The 18,457-nt window shown below is 60.0% G+C and carries 20 protein-coding genes and 1 tRNA gene; 16 read left to right on the top strand and 5 right to left on the bottom strand.

Annotated elements, in window-relative coordinates; genetic code table 11:
* Window position 1: 1 nt before the first annotated feature.
* Window positions 2-811, bottom strand: a complete 810-nt coding sequence (gene gloB / locus WBF69_RS04100; RefSeq protein ID WP_424261505.1) for a hydroxyacylglutathione hydrolase — start codon at window positions 809-811, stop codon at window positions 2-4.
* Window positions 812-826: 15 nt separating this feature from the next.
* Between gloB and WBF69_RS04105 the strand changes: the two genes are divergently transcribed.
* The 8 genes from WBF69_RS04105 to WBF69_RS04140 all read left to right on the top strand — a co-directional run bounded on the left by WBF69_RS04105 (window position 827) and on the right by WBF69_RS04140 (window position 7,583).
* On the top strand, window positions 827-1,594 hold the full coding sequence (locus tag WBF69_RS04105; protein WP_424261508.1) for a class I SAM-dependent methyltransferase: 768 nt from the start codon (window positions 827-829) through the stop codon (window positions 1,592-1,594).
* A gap of 35 nt (window positions 1,595-1,629) precedes the next feature.
* The gene (gene rnhA / locus WBF69_RS04110; RefSeq protein ID WP_424261510.1) at window positions 1,630-2,079 is read left to right on the top strand and encodes a ribonuclease HI; all 450 of its coding nucleotides are present in this window, start codon (window positions 1,630-1,632) and stop codon (window positions 2,077-2,079) included.
* A gap of 12 nt (window positions 2,080-2,091) precedes the next feature.
* Window positions 2,092-2,841: a DNA polymerase III subunit epsilon gene (gene dnaQ, locus WBF69_RS04115; protein ID WP_424261512.1), complete on the top strand. Its 750-nt coding sequence runs from the start codon at window positions 2,092-2,094 to the stop codon at window positions 2,839-2,841.
* 105 nt (window positions 2,842-2,946) lie between these two features.
* Window positions 2,947-3,021: transfer RNA gene (locus tag WBF69_RS04120), tRNA-Val, on the top strand.
* Window positions 3,022-3,628: 607 nt separating this feature from the next.
* Entirely contained in the window at window positions 3,629-4,201 is a 573-nt protein-coding gene (locus tag WBF69_RS04125; protein ID WP_424261514.1) for a recombinase family protein, read from the top strand.
* A gap of 8 nt (window positions 4,202-4,209) precedes the next feature.
* Window positions 4,210-5,454: a DNA cytosine methyltransferase gene (locus WBF69_RS04130; RefSeq protein ID WP_424261516.1), complete on the top strand. Its 1,245-nt coding sequence runs from the start codon at window positions 4,210-4,212 to the stop codon at window positions 5,452-5,454.
* Window positions 5,454-6,356, top strand: a complete 903-nt coding sequence (locus WBF69_RS04135) for a NotI family restriction endonuclease (protein ID WP_424261518.1) — start codon at window positions 5,454-5,456, stop codon at window positions 6,354-6,356. The genes WBF69_RS04130 and WBF69_RS04135 overlap by 1 nt, the downstream gene beginning before the upstream one ends.
* Before the next feature lie 315 nt (window positions 6,357-6,671).
* A complete protein-coding gene (locus WBF69_RS04140) occupies window positions 6,672-7,583 on the top strand; it encodes a ZIP family metal transporter (RefSeq protein WP_424261520.1) in 912 nt (303 codons plus the stop codon).
* Between the two features lie 58 nt (window positions 7,584-7,641).
* Here WBF69_RS04140 and ttcA read toward each other — a convergent pair whose 3' ends face one another.
* From ttcA to WBF69_RS04155, 3 genes are read right to left on the bottom strand one after another with little or no spacing between them, the layout of a single operon-like run.
* A complete protein-coding gene (gene ttcA, locus WBF69_RS04145; RefSeq protein WP_424261522.1) occupies window positions 7,642-8,619 on the bottom strand; it encodes a tRNA 2-thiocytidine(32) synthetase TtcA in 978 nt (325 codons plus the stop codon).
* Window positions 8,620-8,629: 10 nt separating this feature from the next.
* Window positions 8,630-9,001, bottom strand: coding sequence for a dihydroneopterin aldolase (locus WBF69_RS04150; RefSeq protein ID WP_424261524.1), 372 nt, complete (start codon window positions 8,999-9,001; stop codon window positions 8,630-8,632).
* Window positions 8,998-10,791, bottom strand: a complete 1,794-nt coding sequence (locus tag WBF69_RS04155; RefSeq protein ID WP_424261526.1) for a M61 family metallopeptidase — start codon at window positions 10,789-10,791, stop codon at window positions 8,998-9,000. Before WBF69_RS04155 ends, WBF69_RS04150 begins: the two co-directional genes overlap by 4 nt.
* 25 nt (window positions 10,792-10,816) lie before the next feature.
* Between WBF69_RS04155 and WBF69_RS04160 the strand changes: the two genes are divergently transcribed.
* The 7 genes from WBF69_RS04160 (at window position 10,817) to WBF69_RS04190 (ending at window position 16,740) form a co-directional block, all read left to right on the top strand.
* Window positions 10,817-11,593, top strand: a complete 777-nt coding sequence (locus WBF69_RS04160) for an enoyl-CoA hydratase (RefSeq protein WP_424261528.1) — start codon at window positions 10,817-10,819, stop codon at window positions 11,591-11,593.
* Window positions 11,594-11,781: 188 nt separating this feature from the next.
* Window positions 11,782-12,507 (top strand): cellulose biosynthesis protein BcsQ, encoded by a 726-nt coding sequence (gene bcsQ / locus WBF69_RS04165; RefSeq protein ID WP_424261530.1) that lies wholly within the window; start codon window positions 11,782-11,784, stop codon window positions 12,505-12,507.
* 477 nt (window positions 12,508-12,984) lie between these two features.
* Complete coding sequence (locus WBF69_RS04170) at window positions 12,985-13,752, top strand: hypothetical protein (protein WP_424261532.1); 768 nt, start codon at window positions 12,985-12,987, stop codon at window positions 13,750-13,752.
* Between the two features lie 93 nt (window positions 13,753-13,845).
* On the top strand, window positions 13,846-14,187 hold the full coding sequence (locus WBF69_RS04175) for a hypothetical protein (protein WP_424261534.1): 342 nt from the start codon (window positions 13,846-13,848) through the stop codon (window positions 14,185-14,187).
* Between the two features lie 75 nt (window positions 14,188-14,262).
* Window positions 14,263-14,880, top strand: a complete 618-nt coding sequence (locus tag WBF69_RS04180) for a C39 family peptidase (RefSeq protein WP_424261535.1) — start codon at window positions 14,263-14,265, stop codon at window positions 14,878-14,880.
* Window positions 14,881-14,905: 25 nt separating this feature from the next.
* Entirely contained in the window at window positions 14,906-15,379 is a 474-nt protein-coding gene (locus WBF69_RS04185; RefSeq protein ID WP_424261537.1) for a hypothetical protein, read from the top strand.
* 143 nt (window positions 15,380-15,522) lie between these two features.
* A complete protein-coding gene (locus tag WBF69_RS04190; protein ID WP_424261539.1) occupies window positions 15,523-16,740 on the top strand; it encodes a transporter in 1,218 nt (405 codons plus the stop codon).
* A 10-nt stretch (window positions 16,741-16,750) separates the two neighbouring features.
* Here WBF69_RS04190 and WBF69_RS04195 read toward each other — a convergent pair whose 3' ends face one another.
* The gene (locus tag WBF69_RS04195; RefSeq protein WP_424261541.1) at window positions 16,751-17,602 is read right to left on the bottom strand and encodes a response regulator transcription factor; all 852 of its coding nucleotides are present in this window, start codon (window positions 17,600-17,602) and stop codon (window positions 16,751-16,753) included.
* Between the two features lie 309 nt (window positions 17,603-17,911).
* On the opposite strand from WBF69_RS04195, the gene WBF69_RS04200 reads away from it, so the two are divergent.
* Window positions 17,912-18,373 (top strand): ATP synthase subunit I, encoded by a 462-nt coding sequence (locus tag WBF69_RS04200; protein ID WP_424261543.1) that lies wholly within the window; start codon window positions 17,912-17,914, stop codon window positions 18,371-18,373.
* The last annotated feature ends 84 nt before the right edge of the window (window positions 18,374-18,457 follow it).

The following is an 18,457-nucleotide window of genomic DNA, read 5'->3' on the forward strand; positions in this document are numbered from 1 at the left end:
ATCATTTGAAATCGTTTTTCCATTCGCGCAGGCACGCAAAAACCGCCTGGGGCGTGTTCAGCAGCGCGGCGGCATGTTGGCTGGCCGCCGCCCGGACATCTGGGTGGCTGGTGCGCAGAAACGGGTTGGTCTGCAGTTCCAGGCCCAGCCGTGATGGGACGGTCGGCAGACCCTGGGCACGCAGCCGTGCCGTGTCCTGAGCGCGCGCCTGCAGCACCGCATTGGCGGGTTCAACTTGCAGGGCCCAACGGATATTAGCCGCCGTGTATTCGTGTGCACAGCACACCAAGGTATCCGGCGGCAAACACCCGATTTTACCCAAGGAATCGAGCATTTGTGCAGGGGTGCCTTCGAATAGGCGTCCGCAGCCCGCTGCAAACAGCGTATCGCCGCAGAAAATAGCAGTCTGTTCGGTGTCCAGGTGCCCCACGTAGGCGATGTGCCCGGCGGTGTGGCCGGGAATGTCCAGGACCTGGAAGTGCAGACCGGTGCCGGGCAGGTCGACGATGTCGTGTTCGCCCAGGCGGACGTCGCAGATCGGGATGTTTTCATGGCGCGGCCCGTAGACGCGGGCCCCGGTTCGCTGGTGTAATGCCTGCACGCCGCCGACGTGGTCGTGATGATGATGGGTGATCAGGATGGCTTCCAGGATCAGGCCGTGTGTCAGCTGGGCCAGTACCGGCGCTGCTTCGCCGGGATCGATCACAATGGCGTGGCCGTTTCTCTGTACCATCCAGATGTAATTGTCGGATAGGGCGGGGATGGGCGTCAGCAAGGCCGGCGCATCAGTGGTCGGAGTGACGAAATTCATGATGGAGGGGGCTGGGTGGCACCGCAACGCGCAATGCCGATCGAATTGGCGGAATGGCTGGAAACACCGGTCGGGCAGTATGTGCGCGCCTGGGAACAGCGGCAGGTCGACGCCATGGTCGGCAATGCCTTTGGTTATCATGCCATACAAATCGGCCTGCCGCATTGGGATTTGCTGCAGGCCAACCGCATCCCTCACAAGGTCTGGGCGCATAGCCCCAGCGCTCCTTTTGGCACCCGGGCCGGGCGCCTGATCTGCGAACCGGAACAATTGCCTTTTGATGCCCAGAGCGTCGACCTGATGGTCATGCCGCATACCCTGGAATGGTGCAACGACCCCCATCAGGTGCTGCGCGAAGTCGAGCGTGTGCTGATGCCCGAAGGGCGGGTCGTGATGACCGGATTCAATCCCTATAGCCTATGGGGCTTGAGGGAGTCCTTGCCGGGTCTGGCCCTGCAGTTGCCGATTCCGGTGCCGTCCCAGGTCTCGCCGTCACGGCTGAAGGACTGGTTCAAGCTGTTATCCTTCGAGCTCGATCGCGGTCGTTTTGGTTGTTACGTGCCCTTGTGCGCGACATCTGCCTGGTTGCAGCGCTGGCAGTTCATGGAACACGCCGGTGATCGCTGGTGGCCGGCAGGTGGGGCAGTCTATGCTATCGCTGCCGTCAAGCGGGTGTCCAGCCTGCGTCTGGTCGGTCCCGCTTGGCGCAAGAGCCGCCGGCGCCGGATGCGGCGCGGCGCCGTAGCGCCTGTGGCCAGTCAGGTGGACGATGCGCGCCGCTGATCCGGATAGACAGTATTCAAGTAGGAAAAAAGCAGATGGCGGAACCGCAGGTGGATATCTGGACGGACGGGGCATGCAAAGGCAATCCGGGTCCAGGGGGCTGGGGCGCTTTGCTGCGCCAGGGCGTGCATGAAAAGACCCTGCATGGCGGCGAGGCGCTGACCACCAACAACCGGATGGAACTGATGGCGGTCATTCAGGCGCTGCGAGCGTTGAAGCGCCGTTGTGTGGTGACGGTGCACACGGATTCCGTGTATGTGCAAAAGGGCATGACGCAATGGTTGCCCAATTGGAAGCAGCGGGGCTGGCGCACCGCCGACAAAAAGCCCGTGAAAAACGCCGATCTGTGGCAGGACCTGGATGCCTTGGCCGGGCAGCATGAACTACACTGGCGATGGGTCAAGGGCCATGCCGGCGACCCCGGCAACGAACGCGCCGATGCCCTGGCCAATCAGGGCGTGGAATCCCTGGCCCGCAGCAACTGATATTCGAGCACTATGCGTCAAATTGTCCTGGATACCGAAACCACCGGCCTGGAACCCGAACAGGGCCACCGGGTGGTCGAGCTGGCCTGTGTGGAAATCGTCAACCGCCAGGTGACGAATCACCACCTGCATTTGTATCTGAACCCGGACCGCGACAGCGACCCCGAGGCCTTGCAGGTGCATGGACTGACGACGGAATTCCTGTCCGGCCACCCGCGTTTCCCGGAAATCGCCCAGCAACTGGTCGATTTCGTACGCGATGCCGAGGTCATCATCCACAACGCCGCGTTTGACGTGAAGTTCCTGAATGCGGAATTGAAACGGGCCGGGCTACCGCTGTTTCCCGATCTATGCGGCAAGATCACCGATTCCTTGATGGTGGCCCGCGAGATGTTCCCCGGCAAGCGCAACAATCTGGATGCGCTCTGCGATCGTTTCGGGATTTCCAATGCGCACCGCACCTTGCACGGTGCACTGCTGGATTCGGAATTGCTGGGCGAGGTCTGGCTGGCCATGACGCGCGGCCAGAATTCGCTGCTGGGCGGCGATGGCGAGGATAGCGGCAGCGGTTTCAGCGCTAGGGCCGCCGGCGCGATGGCGCGCTTCGATGCATCCGGCCTGCCGGTCATTCAGGTCAGCGAGCAGGACCTGCGGGCGCATGAAACCTACCTGGACGGCCTGGACAAGGCGGCTGGCGGTCGCAGCTTATGGCGTGAAATCGAGGCTCCGGCCGGGGCCATCGCCGATGGGCCATCCGCCTGATTGTTTTCCAGCATCAGGCAGATTTGGTCGATTTCATGTACAATCTTTGTCTTTCCAATCGGCTGTCATGGCGCTTCCAGCCTTGATTCTGACAGCATTCCGATTGGGCGGTTAGCTCAGTGGTAGAGCACTGCCTTCACACGGCAGGGGTCACAAGTTCGAACCTTGTACCGCCCACCATATAAATCCCAATAAAATCAATAAGTTAAACGATTTTTGAAAATCGTGATGGGATTGTTGTACGCAAAACATCTTGGGACATCCATGGTCATCAGCGCCCTCATCGAGCCCAAGTGAAGGAAGCACCGTGAGTTGCGGTGATAAACCATCAAGCTGACAAAGTAGCTAGATGCGCCGTCACCAACAGCATCGGCTCTCACAAGCGCGTTCGCTTGTGAGGCATGCATGCAAACAATGCACCCGCTGGCTAGCTCTGGCAGCTTGCCCAAAATACTTTTCATTGAACAGCTATCTGCCTTGATCGGCAAGACGGCGACAACCATCCGTACCTGGGCAACCAACCAAAAGTATGCGCACCTGATCCCACGGCTCTTCAAGATGCCGAACAGAAGGCGGCTCTGCTGTCGAACGCTTCCAAGTCGGCGTGCAGACACGGCGTTTGAAGGTGGTCGACATCAACGCTGCAGACTATGATGCTATCGAGGTCCAAGACCTTATTCAACAAACGGTGGTTTCTCGGATTGTTTAGAAAATCACTGGCTTTCCGTACAGCTATACCGTAAAGTGTCGGACAACTTGTGCAACTAACAGTGTCTGAAAACTGTCCATGAATCAATGCATCGGCTATGCCCGCGTTTCCACCGATGATCAGCACCTGGATCTACAGCGTGACGCGCTGCAGCGGGCGGGGTGCGTTCAGATCTATGAAGAAACGGCCAGCGGCAAAAATGTTCAGCGCCAAGAACTGGCGCGGTGCTTGAAGGCCCTCCGGCCCGCTGATACGCTGGTGGTCTGGCGGTTGGATCGCCTGGGGTGCAGCCTATCGAACCTGGTGCAGATCATTGAGGATCTGCAGAGTCGGGGAATCCATTTCGAGAGTCTGACAGAGAAGATCGACACAGGCACGGCGGGCGGCAAACTTCAATTCCAAGTCTTCGCCGCACTGGCTGAGTTTGAACGTAGCCTGATCCGAGAACGAACACAGGCAGGCTTGGCGGCTGCCCGTGCACGAGGCCGCAACGGCGGTCGGCCTGCTGCGTTAAACCCTAAACAAATACGCACCATCAAGTCCCTGTTACGTGATCCTGCTACATGCGTGGCAGAAGTCGCAAGGAGCTATGGTGTCTCAAGGTCTACCATCTACAAGCACTGCGGCGTTATCCCGTCGCAGCACAACTGAGAAATACTATGGGGCAAAATTTTTCGAAAATGTGCACCACTACAGCGCATCTAACTTCACTCGACTTGTTTGCAGGTGCGGGCGGACTGTCCGAAGGATTACGCGAAGCCGGATTCACGTCGCTTTACGCCAACGAGATTTCGCCGCGCTACGCGCAGACATACGCCGCCAATCATCCAGGAACGCAGGTCGATAGCCGGGACATTCGCAAGGTCGATGCACGTAAAGTCCGAAAGTTATTGGGCTTGAAGCGAGGCGAATTGGATTTGATCGCCGGTGGCCCGCCCTGCCAAGGCTTTTCAATCAACGCGCCCAAGCGCTCCACCGAGGATTCGCGGAACCACCTGTTTCGCGAATACCTGCGGTTTGTTACCGAATTTCAGCCGCGAGCGGTCTTGATCGAGAACGTCCCTGGCATGGTGTCGTTTGAAGGCGGCGCGACGTTGGATGCGATCCTGGAATCATTGAAGCAGCTCGGCTACGACGCTGACGTGCGGATTCTGTACGCGCCGCATTACGGCGTGCCGCAAACCCGCTGGCGCACGATTATCCTTGGCAGCCGTTGCGGCGTCGATCCGGCGGCGCTATTCCCGGAACCGCTGCGTCAAGCACCGGTTCGGGTGAATTTCACCTCGCAATTCGCCGGGAAAAATTTGGTGAACTTGCCGCGCTCCCTGGAATTGCCGACACACGTCACGGTCAAGGATGCCATTGGCGATCTGCCCATGCTGCGCAACGGCGAAATTGGCGAGCCAGTCAAAGACTACCGGCACCCGGCTGATAATCCGTATCAGCGACTGATGCGGGTGGGTTCAACGGGGGTAACGTGTCACGAGGCCGCCCAGTTGGGCAAGATCAACCTTGAACGCATGACGCATATCCCGCCGGGTGGGAATTGGACGGACATTCCCGATGCCTTGTTGCCACGCGGGATGCGCATGGCGCGGCGCAGTGACCACACGAAGCGTTACGGTCGGATCAGTCCTGACGGCCTCGCCTCCACCATCCTGACCAAGTGCGACCCACATTGGGGCGCTTACTTCCATTACGAGCAGGACAGAACCTTTACCGTGCGCGAAGCGGCACGCATCCAGTCCTTTCCTGACACCTACGTCTTTTGTGGTTCACGGGTTGAGCAATACGAACAGGTGGGTAACGCTGTGCCGCCGCTGCTGGGCGCAGCCGTCGGGCGAGCTATCGCCCATGCGCTGGGGAGTGTTCGCAAGGCCGAGCGCAAGGCCAGGGTGGCATAGTGGCGGGAACGATTTGGGAGTTCTTCGGTTATCGTTCCGATGACCACTCGCCGGAAGCAGTAGCTGCCGCGACGGACAAGCAATGTCCCTACTTGTCCGAAGGGTGCGAAAAGCGGTTGAGTGACGGGACCATCGCTGGCGTTTGCACTATCAAGCCGGTGACTTCTGGCCCGGTAATTTGCTGCCCTATCCGCTTGTACGCGGACAAGTACCGCGTCCTGTACGACGTGGCGAAGATCGCGTTTGACGACAATTTAGAACTGATCGCAGGCAGGCAAGCATCGGCGCGGGCGCGAGCGAAACAAGCGCCGGTCGTAGCCGTGTTCGGCAAACGCTGGGGCGGCGAATTGCGCTTGCCTCAAAAAGACGGCGCGGGCAGTTACTTCGTGGATTGGGTGCTGGCGTTGCTTGATGCCAGTGGCAAACTGAAAGAGTTTGTCGCCGTCGAAGTTCAGACCATCGATACAACGGGCAACTACCGCAACGGTCGGGAAGCCTTACTGACGCCGGAACGCACGAACCCGGCAACCACGGTCGGCCTGAACTGGGAAAACGTCAACAAACGCATCCTTCCCCAACTGATCTACAAGGGCCAGGTGCTGCAACGTGAAGCGTTGTGCCGGAAAGGTTTGTTCTTCGTCTGCCCTCAACCCGTTTACACGCGGATCATGGCCCGCCTGGGTGGCGTTGGTGGTTTGATCCGCTATGCCTTGCAACCGGCATCGATCACGTTTCTTGCCTATGAACACGGAGAAACAGACATCATCGACGGGGCCGCGGTGCCGCTGAAAGCACTGCCGCCACATTCGACCACGGTTTACAAGGTTCAAGAGGCGTTCAATAACGTCACACTGCCAGATGAAAACGTCTATAAAACCGCTATTGAAGCCGCGCTTGGCTGACAACGTGATGGGGCTTTCGCGTTGCTGCACTCGATCCTGTACGAAATAGGACTCAACCCAGACAAAGCCCGGTGGCCGCCCAGACCCTGTACGCCATCGATCGCGAGGTCAATGGCCAGGTCCCAGAGGCACGGCAGCCACCTCCTTTGTCGAGCCAGCGCGTGTGTTCAGTGTGATGACTGCTTGCTGTTTCTCGGCCCGTAAACGATCCTCATACGGATACATGAACTACACCCAAGTAGTCCAAGATTTCGTCCGCGCCCCAGATCAAGCATTCAGCTGATCTGGTTTTTTATTTTGTTCTAGGGGAAATGAATGGCGGTTTCGATAGTGAATGCCTGGCGCCGCCAGTTGTTGGAACACCGGATTCCAGCCGTGGGCCTGCTGGTGGCCTTGCTGGCGGTGCTCTGGCTGCTGCTCAGTAGCGGGGTGGAATCTTTTTCCGGCGATAACCGCGATTATCTGGGCTATGCCGCCTTGGGAGGTTTGGCCGGTTTTGGCGCCACTGCGCTGGGGGCCTTGGGGGCCTTGGTGCTGCGCCGGGTCGACACGCGCGCCCAGGACTGCATGCTGGGGTTCGCCGCCGGCATGATGCTGGCAGCGGCCTCGTTTTCCTTGATTTTGCCGGGGTTGGATGCTGCCCGTGACCAACTGGGCAGCGGCACGGGAGCGGCCTTCACCGTGGTGGTGGGCCTGGCCCTGGGGGTGCTGCTGATGCTGGGGCTGGATTATTTCACCCCCCACGTCCACAAAAGCGCCGGCCAGCAGGGGCCGGCAGTCGAGCGGGTCAGCGGGGTCTGGCTCTTCGTGTTGGCCATCATTTTGCACAATCTGCCTGAAGGCATGGCCATCGGGGTGGGGTTCGCCCAGGGGGATCTCTCGGTCGGTGTGCCGTTGACCATGGCCATTGCCATCCAGGATATTCCCGAAGGTCTGGCTATCGCGCTGGCACTGCGGGCGATTGGTCTGGGCATGAAGCCCGCCGTGGGCGTGGCGGTTGCCTCGGGCTTGATGGAGCCCCTGGGGGCCTTGGTCGGGGTCGGCATGGCCAGCGGCCTGCCCATCGCTTATCCGATCAGTCTGGGCATCGCCGCCGGCGCCATGATCTTTGTGGTGTCCCACGAGGTCATCCCCGAAACGCATAGCAACGGGCACCAGACGGCTGCCACGGTGGGGCTGATGGCGGGGTTCGGAGTGATGATGTTCCTGGATACGGCGCTGGGTTGAACCGCGGGGTGCGACCGATCACCGGTCGTCGACAATCTGTCGCAGCGCCTGTTTGGTGCTAGCCCATATGGCCGCGCACCCTGGGGCGGGCGATGGCGTGTTCGGTCAGTGCGTCGTCTTCGTCTTCCGCAAACGCGGGCATGGGGAAGTCTTCCTCGTCGAAGGCCCGGTCGCCGTTGGCATCGGCCTGACCCGTCGGGCGCAGATTGCCGAAGTCCATCAGGTTCGGGTCCATCAGGTGGGACGGCACGACATGCGACAGCGCGCGGAAGATATTCCAGGTCCGGTTGCTGAAATGCCGGTCCCATTCTTCCAGCATGCGGCTGACTTCCTTGCGCTTCAGGTTTTCCTGTGACCCGCACAGATTGCAGGGGATGATGGGGAACTCGCGCAGCTTCGCATAGGCGATCAGGTCTTTTTCGCGGACATAGGCCAGGGGGCGGATGACGATGTGTTCGCCGTTGTCCGAGACCAACTTCGGGGGCATGGCTTTCATGCGCCCGCCGTAGAACAGGTTCAGAAAAAACGTCGCCAGGATGTCGTTGCGATGGTGGCCCAGTGCGATCTTGGTGGCGCCCAGTTCGCGGGCCACCCGGTACAGGATGCCCCGGCGCAGGCGCGAGCACAGAGAACAGGTGGTCTTGCCTTCCGGGATCAGTCGTTTGACCACCGAATAGGTGTCCTGGTTTTCGATGTGAAAGGGGATGCCGCGGGAACTGAGGTAGTCAGGCAGCACGTGTTCCGGAAATCCCGGCTGCTTTTGATCCAGATTGACCGCAATGATGTCGAAATTGATGGGCGCGCGTTCGCGCAGTGTCAGCAGGATGTCCAGCAGGCCGTAGGAATCCTTGCCGCCCGACAGGCAGACCATGACGCGGTCGCCGTCCTCGATCATCTGGTAGTCGCCGATGGCTTTGCCGGTTTCGCGCAGCAGCCGCTTGATCAGTTTGTTTTCGTTGACGCTGTGGCGAGTGTGCTGCGCAAAGGGAGCGCTGTCGTCGGCAGGGGCGTGGGGGTGGGCGGTGGAGGCGGACATGATGGCGGGTTCAGGCGGGTGTGCGGCGGCGCGATTGTTCGATGCAGACGGCGGCGCAGTCCTCGAAGGCCTGCGGTTTGCAGATGCGGATGCGGGCGTGCAGGACGTCTGGAAAGTCTTGCAGAATACGGGTCAGAGATCGATCCACCAGGGTTTCCAGCAGATCGGTGTGGGCCTGGGCGGCTTCCTGGATCAGGGCGTCGCGCAGCAGGCGGTAGTCCAGCACGCTGCCGATGTTGGCGTCGTCCACAGGGCGCGAGGCGTCGGTATCGAATTCCGCATAAATGCGCAGCGGCTGGCGGGCGGTCCGCTCGTGATCCAGCATGCCGATGGACGCCGATACCTGCAGATCATCCAGAATCACACGGCGGGTGGAATTCATGCGGTGATCCCGGAAGAAAGATCCGCTGCGGCGGTGCGTTCCAGTTTGTGCTTTAGCACGGCGGGTTCCAGTTGCGCCTGATACTGGCGCAGCTCGTCGCGTCGGAAGACGTGCAGGGTGATGCGATCGCCTGCCTGATGAACATCCAGCAGCCTGTCCAGTGCGGCGGCATCGGTGATGCGCAGGCCGTCGGCGGCGATCAGCAGATCGCCGGCGGACAGGCCGGCCTGATGGGCGGAGCCGCCTTCGTAAACGGTCGTCAGGCGCAGGCCGTGCTGTTCCGCTTTGCTGCGCACGCCCAGCGCGGGTCGGGCGTGTTCTGGTTCTGCGGTCAAGGCGATGCCGTCGCGGGCCAGGGCTTCTTTCAGGGGGACGTCGGCGCAGCCTTCTGCATATTGCTGCAAGAAGCGGCTGACGTCCACGCCGGTGGCCTCAAGGATGAGCGCGGGCAGGGCGTCTTCCGGCACCCCTTGCGGGCGGCCTTGGTAGAAGTCGCGACCATAGCGATCCCACAGCAGGCGCATGACGTCGTCCAGGCTGCGGGACTGACCGGACCGATGGCGGATTTCCAGATCCAGCCCCAGGGCCACCAGGGATCCCTTGGTGTAGTAGCTGACCAGTGCGTTGGGTGAGTTTTCATCCTGCTTGTAATAGCGCGTCCAGGCGTCAAAAGAGCTGTCGGCGACGGATTGCTTCAGGCGACCGCCACCGCGCAGCACCTGATCCAGGGTGCGGGCCAGTATTTTCAGGTAGGCGGGTTCGTCAATGACGCCTGCGCGCAGCAGCATCAGGTCGTCGTAGTACGAGGTGAAGCCTTCGAATACCCAGAGCAGCCGCGTGTGATTGGGCTGGCTGAGGTCATAGGGGGCGAATGCCGCTGGTTTGATGCGTTTGACGTTCCAGGTGTGGAAGTATTCGTGGCTGACCAGGCCCAGGAAAGTTTCATAGCCTTCCGGCGCCGGCTGGCCGCGCATGGGCAAATCGTGGCGAGCAATCATCAGCGCCGTGGAAGCCCGGTGTTCCAGGCCGCCATAGCCGTCTCCCGTGATCATGGTCAGAAAGGTGTAGTGGCCGGCGCTGTCCAGAAATGGGGCTTGCCGGGAATCCGGTTCGAACAGTTCGATTTGCGCCGTGCAGATTTTTTGCACGTCGGTGGCGATGCGCTGCAGATCCAGTTGCGGCGCCACACCAGTAAAGACCAGGTGATGGGTCGCGCCGCAGGCGTTGAAGCTGATGTGCTGCGGGGTGCCGATTTCCACGGGGTGGTCGATCAGCGCGTCGTAGTCGCTGGCGTGGTAGCAGCCGAAGCCGCGAGGTTTGGCGCAGCCCGGCTGGCCGGCTGCCGGCGGCAGACTGGTGTGGACTTGCCAGTCTTTTGTGTGCGCGGGCGGGCGGATGTCCAGCAGGCAAGGCCGAGATTCCTGGCCTACGACGGCCAGAAACAGGCTGCAGCCGTTGAAAAAGGCGTGGCTTTCGTCGAAATGCGCACCGCGCACCGACAGATCCCAGGCGTAGACGATGTAATCGACCGTCAGGGGGCCGCTGGTCTGGGCGCAGCGCCAGGTATGGCTGTCGGTTTTATCGACAGCCACTGCGCCCGTGTCGTCGCGCGCCTGCAGAGTTTCAATCTGTCGGGCAAAATCACGAATCAGGTAGCTGCCGGGAATCCAGGCAGGCAGGCGCAGCAGTTGGCCGTTGGGGTCGGGCTGCGAAATGGTCAGTCGGATGGCGTAGCGGTGGCCGGCAGGGTCGGCCAACTGCACTTGGTAGCGGATCGGTTCGTCTTTCATTTCCTTAGTTTACTGTGGAGGCACTATGAGCGAAGCATTGGTAAAGGTCGAGGTCCGTGGGCGCGTGGGGCTGCTGACCCTGAACCGCCCTCAGGTCCTGAATGCACTCAGCAACGAAGTCATCGACGAGCTATCGGCGGCTGTCCAGGCGTTCGAGGCCGATGACGATATCGGCGCGATGGTGCTGACAGGCAGCGAAAAGGCATTTGCCGCCGGGGCCGACATCAGCGCGATGGCGGGCTGGTCCTACATGGATGTCTACAAGGCCGATTATCTGGGCGGCAATTGGGATGCCCTGCGACGGGCGCGCAAACCTATCATCGCAGCTGTGTCGGGCTATGCGCTGGGCGGTGGTTGCGAACTGGCCATGCTGTGCGATTTCATCATTGCCGCCGAAAATGCCAAATTCGGCCAACCGGAAATCAAGCTGGGTGTGATCCCGGGCTACGGTGGCACGCAGCGCCTGCCGCGCGCCGTGGGCAAGGCCAAGGCCATGGATCTGGTGCTGACCGGTCGCATGATGGATGTGCATGAAGCGGAACGCGCCGGCCTGGTGGCGCGCATCGTGCCGGTGGACAAGCTGCTGGACGAGGCCATCGAGGCCGCTACGGTGATTGCATCCATGTCCTCGCCGTCGGTGATGATGGCCAAGGAATGCGTCAATCGCGCCTTCGAGGGGACCTTGAACGAATCCCTGCTGTTCGAGCGTCGCAATTTTCACGCCCTGTTTGGCACGGAAGACCAAAAGGAAGGCATGCAGGCTTTTGTGGAAAAGCGCAAGGCGGAATTCAAGCATCGGTAGTTTGGCTGATCCGGGCACCTCTTGCATGGCCTAGACCATATGGCTGATCGGATATCTGCCCCCCACCCTCACAGACGGAAAGCCTTTATCGTCAACAGATACAGGATGTTGTGGCTGTGCATTGATTGTGACAGGGCGGGGGGAGATCAAGCCATGAAATCTTTCTTTGTTCGGTTTTGGGTGGCGCCATGAATCTGGTGACCCTGACTGGCATACGAGGTGGGGGCGGCACCACGACCATGGTGGGCATGCTGGGGGATGCCCTGCATGCGCTGGGTCAGCGAGTATTGCTGGTGGATCTGAATGCGTCTGATCTGTTGCGGATGCATTTCGATGTGCCTCATGCCGATGGCCGGGGATGGGTGGCGTCGCTGTTTCCGGATGAATGGAACCAGCAAGCGTTTCAATTGGATAATGGGCTGATGCTGGTGCCGTTCGGTCGCCAGGCCATTGCCGGTTTCGGTATTTCGCATCTGTTGCGGGGCGATGATTTCTGGCTGCAGGTATTGCCGACGCTAGAGCGGGATTTCGATTGGGTATTGTTCGATTGTCCACCTTGCCCGCATCGATTGGCTGCAGCCCTGCGGTTTCGCAGCACGCTGGACCTGATGGTGGCCAATCCCGATATTGCCGCGCGCGAATTGCTGTCCCAGATCAATCTGGAGGACAGCAGCTATCTGCTGATCAATGATTTTGATCCGACCCGGCGCCTGGAATGCGACGTGCTGGCCGGCTGGCAGCATCATTATGGTGACCGGGTGCTGGCCCAGACCATTTATTCCGATGAAAATCTGCCCGAGGCATTGGCCAGCAAACGCCCCGTCACCCGCTATTCTCCCGATGCCGCCGCCAGCCAGGCCGCGCGGTCTTTGGCGCGATGGTGTCTTTCGGTGCAGCGCGCCGCCGTGGCGTGATCTGCTTCCTGGCTCTTTGATGGATGGCGATGAGACCGCCCAGCGGTTCATATGGGCGGTATCCGCTGTCATCGACCAGCCATCGTCCCGGTGTATCGCTTCAGGGGCGCCATGGCAATTGATCAGGCGTGGCAGTAAATCAAACGCGCGTTCCGGTCATATTATCCCCGCTTGAAAAGCCGACAACTTTGCTGACATCATCATCAAGTCGCGTGCATTTGAAGCGACCTGTTTATGTAATATTTGCTTGCGCTGAATAAACATGTTTTTCAAAAAACACAGAATGTTGTTGCGGCGGACACAAATATAAGAATTGGTGACGATAAATCTTTTTTCTAATTTGAACTTTTGATTGGGCGCATACTGTGTTCGCAGTCGGGAAAAGCCGGACTTCTGCACTTTGAATCACCTGCCATTCCGACTGTTTCCAGAGTAGTTTCACCTGTCTTAGCAGGTTTAGTGAAGGAGCAAGTCATCATGAAAAAGTTCAAAGCATCGTTGATTGCTACCGGGGTGGGGGCTGCCCTGGTATTGGCTTTCAGTGGCCCGGCGTTTGCCGACGGTGATGGTGGTGATGGTGGTGATGTCGTAGTCCCGCACCATAGTCACGGCGCCAGCAATTACGTCCGCGACAACGACCGCAGTGCCGTTGCGACCGACCACGCCAGCGCGACTTCCGTCAGGCTGGGGGATGTTTCCCTCGGTATGTATTCTGCCGAAACCACGCTGAACGGTACCGTGAAGAATAACGGTTCCGATGGCATCAACGGCAATATGGGTGGGAATGGCGGCGCCGGGGGCTTCGGTGGTGTGGGCAACAATGGGGATTCCCATGCCCATGCATACAGTAAAGCCATCGGTGCGGATGGTGGCAGTGGCGGCGGCGGCGGTAGCGGCGGCACTGGCGGTGGCGGCGGCGGCGGCGGTGCCGGCGGCTTCGCTACTGGCGGCACCGGCGGCACCGGTGGCGTCGGTGGCGTCGGCAACGGCGGCACCGGGGGCGGTGATGCCAACGGTGCGGTCTCCAGCAAAGCTTTGGCCTGGGCGACCACAGGCAATGGCGCTCGAGGAGGCAGCGGTGGTTCGGCAAATGGTGGTTCGGCGGGCAGTTTCGTGGTCTCCAACTCCATTGCCAACAGCTCGTTTGCCAGTGCCTCGGGCATCATGAACGTGAGCCAGAACACGGGTTCCAACGCGCTGACCCAGCAGGGTGTGACGGTCCAAGGGAACGTCAGCTTTCGGTGAGCCGTCTGTGTTGCGGTAGTACTTGCCCAGGATGCGACCGGAAACTGTCGCATCCTGGGTACCCCACAGCGTTCTGTACGCTAGGAGGCCAACATGAATGGGCGCCAATTTCTAGTCGCAATCATGATGGGATCCGCGCCAATGCTTGCCTTGGCCGGGTCCGATCTGTCTGAGACACCTCAGGCCTCAACCCTGGGGGCACCGGTATCGGATTCGGCACTGTCTCAATACCGCGGCGCGCGCGATATCACCTTCAATATGCAGGATACCCAAGGGCAGCTTTACAACAACCAGGCATCGAACACCTATTCGGGCAGCAATCAGGTGTCCGATCAGGCACTTTCAGGAATGAACGGGTTCTCGACCGTCATTCAAAATTCTGGAAACAACGTCCTGATCCAGAATTCGACGATCGTCAACGTCAAGATGCAATGAGCGTCCGTCATGAGAGCGCACCTGCTGGCTGTCACCCTCTTGATCTGTCTTGCCGGCACCGCACGGGCAGGTAGCGTGCTGGTGCCGGCGATGGGCGGTGTCAATGTGCCGGGTATTGAAAGCATCCGGGAAAGGGCATTCAGCCGGACCGTGCATCAGCAGTTCGATTTCAGCTGCGGGTCTGCCGCAGTTGCCACATTGCTGACGTATCAATATAACGATCCCGTCAGCGAACAGGACGTCTTCCAGGATATGTGGAATCACGGCGATCAGGGAAAGATCCGCCAGGATGGTTTCTCGCTGCTGGACATCAAGCGTTTTCTGGATGCGCGGGGCTATGAATCCAATGGCTACGAGGTCCCCATCGAGAAGCTTGTGGAAAATTCCGTGCCGGCCATCGTGCTGATCAGCGACCATGGATACAACCATTTCGTCGTGGTGAAGGGCGTCAGCCAGGACCGTGTATTGCTGGGTGATCCGTCTGCCGGGGCCCGGTTGATGTCACGCCGGGATTTCCAGAAGATCCTCGTCACCCCTATTGTTTTTGTCATTACCAATCAGCGTCAGCGGGCCATGTTCAATGGTCGTACCGACTGGCGCACAGGACCCCTGGCTCCGATCGGAACAGCGATGTCGGCGGCCAGGCTGGCGCAGGAAAATGTTTTCGTCCTTCCCAGATCGGACGTGTTCTGAACGCGTGGACGAAAGGAGATGCACCATGTTTACCTCTATCCGTAATGGAGCGTTCCTGGCTCTGGCGGTCGGTGCGCTGACGTTTCAGACGCCCGCGCATGCCGTTGCGTTTGCTGAGGCCAGTCCGGTCAGCACGCAGACGCTGGATCATATCCGGGGCGGCTTTTCCATGGAATTCAACTTCGGCCAATTGATGATGGCCTTGAGCATGTCGCAGGTCAGCATGATCAACGGGGCCGTCGTGCCTGGCGAGCAGGCCGCGACTTCTGGTGGTGGGGGTTCGACCCTGATTCAGCAGGGGCCGAACAATTCCATCAACCCGAGCGTGCTGAACAATATCCCCGCCGGGTCACTGAGTACGGTGATCCAGAACAGCCTGAATGATCAGGTGATTCGTTCCGTCAGTACGCTGAACATCACCATCACCAGTCAGATGCTGGCGCAGTCCATGGCCCTGCAATCTCTGAACCAGGCCGCATTGTTGCGTTTTCTACACTGAAGTAGGGGGGGCCGTACATGCACTAGTGGTTTGCACGGCTGCTTGCTGTATAGAATGAATCCGTAACTCGCGCTGCATAGAATGAATCCGTCGCTCGCGCCGTCACTCGCGCGCCAGACGTCGATAACTGATAGCGAGGACCCATGATCGTCGAACGAGTACTGCCCAACGCAACACTTCTGGCGCTCTTGGTGGCAGCGCTGCCGGTGCATGCACAGCAAGACACCCCTACGATCCAGCAGCTGGAACAACAGCTCCGTGATCAACAGAAACTGCTGGAAAATACCCGCCAAAGCCTGGAGCGCCTGAAAATCCGCATGCAGGTGCCTGGCGGCCCCGCCCAGGGGCCGGTGGATTACCAGCCTGGCGGGCCGGGGGCCAGCCAGGAAGCCGTCGGCCAGGCTCCCCCTCATCCCCAAGAGACCGAGGCTGCGAAAGTCGCCCCGATCCTGGATCAGCCCGGCATTCTGACACCGCGTGGCCGCTTCGCCTTCGAGCCATCCCTGCAATACGACTATTCCAGCAACAGTCAGGTCAATCTCATCGGTTTTAGCGTGCTGCCGGCGATATTGGTCGGCCTGATCGACGTGCGCCAGGTGGACACCACTACGGTGACGGCGGCGGCAAGCCTTCGCTACGGCCTGACGAACCGGTTGGAACTCAACGCAAAGGTCCCCTACGTGTATGGCCACCAAAGCGCCATCACACGACCGTTTGCGGAAGGCGCGGCCAACGAACAGGTCTTCACCAATAGCGGGCGCGGGATCGGTGACGTCCAGTTGGGCGCGCGCTATCAGTTCAATGATGGCGGCTTGAATACGCCGTATTTCATCGGTTCCCTGACGGCGTCCCTGCCGACCGGAAAGGGTCCCTTCGATATCGACTATTCCGTCGCCGGCAGTTCGCCTACCGGGCTGCCTGTACCCGAAGAGCAACCCACCGGCAGTGGTTTCTATGCCTACGACGTCGGCGTGCTGGCGATCTATCCGTCCGATCCGGTGGTGTTTTTCGGTGGTCTGAACTACACCTGGCGTCCGTCCAAGGACGTGGATAAGACCATCGGTGGCATGCGGATCGGCAAGGTCAATCCAGGCGATTCGATCAAAATGAATTTCGGTATGGGCATGTCGCTGAACGAAAAGTCATCGCTCAGCCTGGGCTATCAGCATACGTATGTCAGGCCGACGACCTATGACGGCAATTCCGCAGCTGATTCCACATCCATCCAGGTGGGCCAGCTGTTGATCGGGTACGGATACCAGCTGACGCCCAGCACCAACATCAATCTGACGTTGGGCGTGGGTGTGACGCGGTACGCCCCCAATGCCGAGTTGCTGCTGCGCATCCCCATGACGTTCTAGCGGGGGAGGGTCAAGCCGCGTCATCCGCGGGCGAGTCCGATGAGGATGGGGGATCCGCAGGATCTTGCGGTCCCCTCCAGCAGCCCAGCGTGGCGCCGCGCGACATCGCCGTATAGACTGCGGCGTTGCGGCTATTGATTCCCAGGCGCAGGTACAGCGCTTCGGTGTGGGTCTTGACGGTCGCCATGGAGATCGCCAGTTCCCGGCTGATTCTCTTCAGGGGGTAGCCTTTGGCCATCAGGGCCAGAATGTCGTACTGGCGCGGCGTGAGGCGCAGCAATCCAGCTTCCTGTCTGGCGAGTTCTGTGGTCGGGGCCGGAGCCGTGCCGGCCTGTGCCGGTGCCATCGCCACAGACGGCAGTGGCTTGCTGTCCGGCGGGCAGGGGAGCGCTTCGTCATGATCGTACCAGCGCCGTCTGGGGGCGGCATCGCCATCGACGGACGAAGCGCCCTGCGTGTGGACTGTCGGGGCGGCTGGGCGGGGGAAGCACTTGCCGCCTGCCAGGACAAGCATGATCGATGTTCTCAGCACATCCTGCGGCGCGAATTTGCAGATGTATCCCGCCAGCGCCGGGGATAGATTGAGCAGTGAGTGGGGCGGGTCCTCGATGTCGGATAGCAGCAGGATCCGTTGCGGGGTGAATCGTTGCTGCGCGGCGGTGGTCAGTTCTTTGACATGGTCGTAGGCGGTCGGCACGGACAGCAGCATCAGGTCGGTGTCCGGCGGGCGCGTCGTCCCGTCGTCGAACAGCTGCGCGTAGTCGATGCCGCGGCTGGTGGCGGGACAGTCCAACGTTTTCAGCAGATTCAGGAGGCCCAGGCGCAACAGCGTATTGGGCTCGACGACGGTAATGGTCACCATCCAGCGCTCCCCGTGATTCCAAGTGGCGCAACGGTATATTGTTTATCCAAATGGGACCCATTGGTGCGCTGGCCGCCGCTAAAATTATCACCATATCGTTTCATTTTGTGTCGCCATGTGGCTGGGGTGATTTCTTGCTCTCAAGTGGTCCCAAAGCGTTGAGTGATGGTGTTAAGCATGGGATGCCAAACTAAGTTAAAATGGTGCGCCTTTTGAGGTAGTGGGCTGAGTCCCATGCCAAAAAAAGCTATAATTCAACGGTTTGACTAATTGCTTGGTGATTTGATCGCCAGGCCGAGAACGGGCTTTATGAGTGATCAGGCGACATCGGATCCGCGTGGTGGGTCGTCAGGTGCAGCCGCACCGCTGGTGCTCAGCGATGCAGATCGTCTTCTGGTTGCCCGTCGCTCGCGAGTCGGCCTATTAAGGGCGCTGGCAGCGCAGGCATTCACGGGGATGCTGGTGGTGCTGGGGGCCTGGGGAATTGCTGGGAAGGACGCTGGGGCTTCCGCCTTGATCGGGGCGGCAGCCTATTTTGTACCCAACGCGCTGTTTGCCATGCGACTGCTGCTAGGGTTTCTCGGGCCAAAACGCCCAGGATCGCTCGCCTTTTTCTGGGGCGAATTCCTCAAGCTGCTCACAGTGGCCGGGGTGGTGGTTCTGGTGGCGTGGCAGTGGGGCGCTTGGCTGAATTGGCTGGCCTTTCTGCTGGGTCTGCTGGGCGTCATGAAGGGGTATGTGGTGTTGCTGGCCTTGCGCCGCCTGCCATGATTTGATTACGTTTGAAGGGCTTACCGATGACCGACGCAGTAACGACGCCTCAGTCCGAATACATTCAACACCATTTGGTGCACC

It is taken from the genome of Castellaniella sp. (assembly GCF_049673105.1).
Taxonomy (GTDB): domain Bacteria; phylum Pseudomonadota; class Gammaproteobacteria; order Burkholderiales; family Burkholderiaceae_B; genus Castellaniella.